Here is a 3,559-nt window from a genome sequence, read left to right as displayed (position 1 = left end):
CGCCGACGCAACCACCCTCACCGAGGCGGGTTATGTAGGTGAAGACGTCGAGAACATCATTCAGAAGCTGCTGCAGAAGTGCGATTACGACGTAGAGAAAGCCCAGATGGGTATTGTCTACATCGATGAAATCGACAAGATTTCGCGCAAGTCCGACAACCCGTCGATCACCCGGGACGTTTCCGGTGAAGGCGTGCAGCAGGCCTTGCTCAAGTTGATCGAAGGCACGGTCGCTTCCGTACCGCCGCAAGGTGGCCGCAAGCATCCGCAGCAGGAATTCCTGCAGGTCGACACCCGTAACATCCTGTTCATCTGCGGTGGTGCGTTCTCGGGTCTGGAAAAGGTTATTCAAAACCGTTCCACCAAAGGCGGCATCGGTTTCAACGCAGAAGTGCGCAGCAAGGAAGAAGGCAAGAAAGTCGGTGAATCCCTGCGTGAAGTCGAGCCTGACGATCTGGTCAAGTTCGGTCTGATCCCGGAATTCGTCGGTCGTCTGCCGGTACTTGCGACGCTGGACGAGCTCGACGAGGCTGCGCTGATGCAGATCCTCACCGAGCCGAAAAATGCTCTGACCAAACAGTATGCCAAGCTGTTCGAGATGGAAGGCGTCGATCTGGAATTCCGTGCTGACGCGCTGAAATCCGTCGCCAAACGTGCCCTGGAACGCAAGACCGGTGCTCGTGGCCTGCGCTCGATTCTCGAAGGTGTATTGCTCGACACGATGTATGAAATCCCCTCGCAGTCTGAGGTGAGCAAAGTCGTGATCGATGAAAGCGTGATCGAAGGCAAGTCCAAGCCACTGTATATCTACGAAAACAGTGAGCCGGCAGCCAAGGCAGCACCGGACGCGTAAGCGTCCACCCTGCCGCAACAAAGAAGGGGCCTTCGGGCCTCTTTTTTTTTATGGCATTTTTTACATCCGCTTTGCGCTTGTTTTTTTTCAAGGCAGCCCCCATCTTGGTTTCAAGCTCAATTCCATCTGATTACGGCCATATGGCCGCCGTAGAGGCGAAATCATGAAGACAACCATCGAATTGCCTCTCCTGCCATTGCGTGATGTCGTGGTTTATCCGCACATGGTTATCCCACTGTTCGTGGGGCGCGAGAAATCCATCGAAGCCCTCGAGGCCGCGATGACGGGCGACAAGCAGATCCTGCTGCTGGCCCAGAGAAACCCGGCTGACGACGATCCCGGTGAAGACGCTCTCTATCGCGTAGGTACCATCGCTACCGTTCTGCAACTGCTCAAGCTGCCTGACGGCACTGTCAAAGTGCTGGTCGAGGGTGAGCAGCGCGGTACTGTCGAGCGTTTCAGCGAAGTTGACGGCCACTGCCGCGCTGAAGTCTCGCTGATCGAAGAAGTCGACGCCGCCGAGCGCGAATCCGAAGTGTTCGTGCGCACACTGCTGTCGCAGTTCGAACAATATGTGCAGTTGGGCAAAAAAGTCCCGGCTGAAGTCCTGTCGTCGCTCAACAGCATCGATGAGCCGGGTCGTCTGGTCGACACCATGGCCGCGCACATGGCGCTGAAAATCGAGCAGAAGCAGGAAATCCTCGAAATCATCGATTTGTCGGCCCGGGTCGAGCACGTTCTGGCGCTGCTCGATGCCGAGATCGATCTGCTGCAAGTCGAAAAACGCATTCGTGGCCTCGTCAAAAAGCATATGGAGCGCAGTCAGCGCGAGTACTACCTGAATGAGCAGATGAAGGCCATTCAGAAAGAACTCGGCGACAGCGACGAAGGCCACAACGAAATCGAAGACCTGAAAAAGCGTATCGACGCTGCCGGTCTGCCGAAAGACGCGTTGGCCAAAGCCACGGCCGAGCTGAACAAGCTCAAGCAAATGTCGCCGATGTCCGCTGAGGCCACCGTGGTGCGCTCGTACATCGACTGGCTGGTGCAGGTGCCGTGGAAGGCACAGAGCAAGGTACGCCTTGATCTGGCGCGCGCTGAAGACATTCTCGACGCCGACCACTACGGCCTCGAAGAGGTCAAGGAACGCATCCTTGAATACCTCGCCGTGCAAAAGCGCGTGAAAAAAATTCGTGGCCCGGTGTTGTGCCTGGTCGGTCCTCCGGGCGTGGGTAAAACCTCGCTGGCCGAGTCGATCGCTCACGCCACCAATCGTAAATTCGTGCGCATGGCCCTCGGTGGTGTGCGGGATGAAGCGGAAATTCGTGGTCACCGCCGGACTTACATCGGTTCGATGCCGGGAAGATTGATTCAAAAGATGACAAAAGTGGGCGTTCGCAACCCGCTGTTCCTGCTCGATGAAATCGACAAAATGGGCAGCGACATGCGTGGCGATCCGGCGTCGGCGTTGCTGGAAGTGCTCGATCCAGAGCAAAACCACAACTTCAACGATCACTATCTGGAAGTCGATTACGACCTCTCGGATGTGATGTTCCTGTGCACCTCGAACTCGATGAACATCCCGCCGGCGCTGCTCGACCGCATGGAAGTCATCCGTCTGCCGGGCTACACCGAAGACGAAAAGATCAACATTGCCGTCAAATATCTCTCGCCAAAACAGATCACCGCTAACGGTCTGAAGAAGGGCGAGATTGAATTTGATGAAGAGGCGATCCGCGACATCATCCGTTACTACACCCGTGAAGCCGGTGTGCGTGGCCTCGAGCGTCAGATCGCCAAGGTCTGCCGCAAAGCTGTGAAAGAGCACGCGCTGGAAAAACGCTTCTCGGTAAAAGTGACAGCTGACTTGCTGGAACACTTCCTCGGCGTGCGTAAATTCCGTTACGGTCTGGCTGAGCAACAGGATCAGATCGGTCAAGTGACCGGCCTTGCCTGGACTCAGGTTGGCGGCGAATTGCTGACCATCGAAGCCGCTGTCGTGCCGGGTAAAGGTCAACTGATCAAGACCGGTTCGCTGGGTGATGTGATGGTCGAATCGATCACCGCAGCCCTGACCGTCGTGCGCAGCCGTGCCAAGAGCCTGGGCATTCCTGTGGACTTCCACGAGAAGCGCGACACGCACATTCACATGCCGGAAGGCGCGACCCCGAAAGACGGTCCTAGCGCCGGTGTAGGCATGTGCACGGCCCTGGTGTCGGCATTGACCGGCATTCCGGTGCGCGCTGATGTCGCCATGACCGGTGAAATCACCTTGCGCGGTCAAGTGCTGGCAATTGGTGGTCTGAAGGAAAAACTGCTCGCGGCACACCGCGGTGGAATCAAGGTTGTGATTATTCCTGAAGAAAACGTACGTGATCTCAAGGAGATTCCGGACAACATCAAGCAGGATCTGCAGATTAAACCGGTTAAATGGATTGACGAGGTCCTGCAAATTGCGCTGCAATACGCGCCGGAGCCCTTGCCGGATGTGGCTCCGGAGATAGTTGCCAAGGATGAAAAACGTGAGTCTGATGCTAAGGAAAGAATTAGCACGCATTAGTATGCTTTTGCCTGGGTGGCTTCCTTGACAGCTTTTTAGAGCCCTTGTTATAAAGCGGCTCTTAAGTGTCTGTAGGCCTTTCAGCACTCGTTTTTGCTTTCACCAAAAAACTTAGAATCATCTCAAAATAGATATAAGGGGACTTA

Annotated in this window: 2 protein-coding genes; both read left to right on the top strand. The window is 55.6% G+C overall.

The features are described 5' to 3' along the window. On the top strand, positions 1-853 hold an 853-nt coding region (gene clpX, locus ACIP1X_RS28230), incomplete at its 5' end, for an ATP-dependent Clp protease ATP-binding subunit ClpX (RefSeq protein ID WP_400755906.1). A 163-nt stretch (positions 854-1,016) separates the two neighbouring features. Further along, positions 1,017-3,413 carry an endopeptidase La gene (gene lon, locus ACIP1X_RS28225; protein WP_400755905.1) on the top strand — a complete coding sequence of 799 codons (2,397 nt, stop codon included), beginning with the start codon at positions 1,017-1,019 and terminating at the stop codon, positions 3,411-3,413. Positions 3,414-3,559: the final 146 nt, after the last annotated feature.

The organism is Pseudomonas sp. NPDC088885 (assembly GCF_044750025.1).
Taxonomy (GTDB): domain Bacteria; phylum Pseudomonadota; class Gammaproteobacteria; order Pseudomonadales; family Pseudomonadaceae; genus Aquipseudomonas; species Aquipseudomonas rustica.
This window is presented reverse-complemented; position numbering and strand designations above follow the sequence as displayed.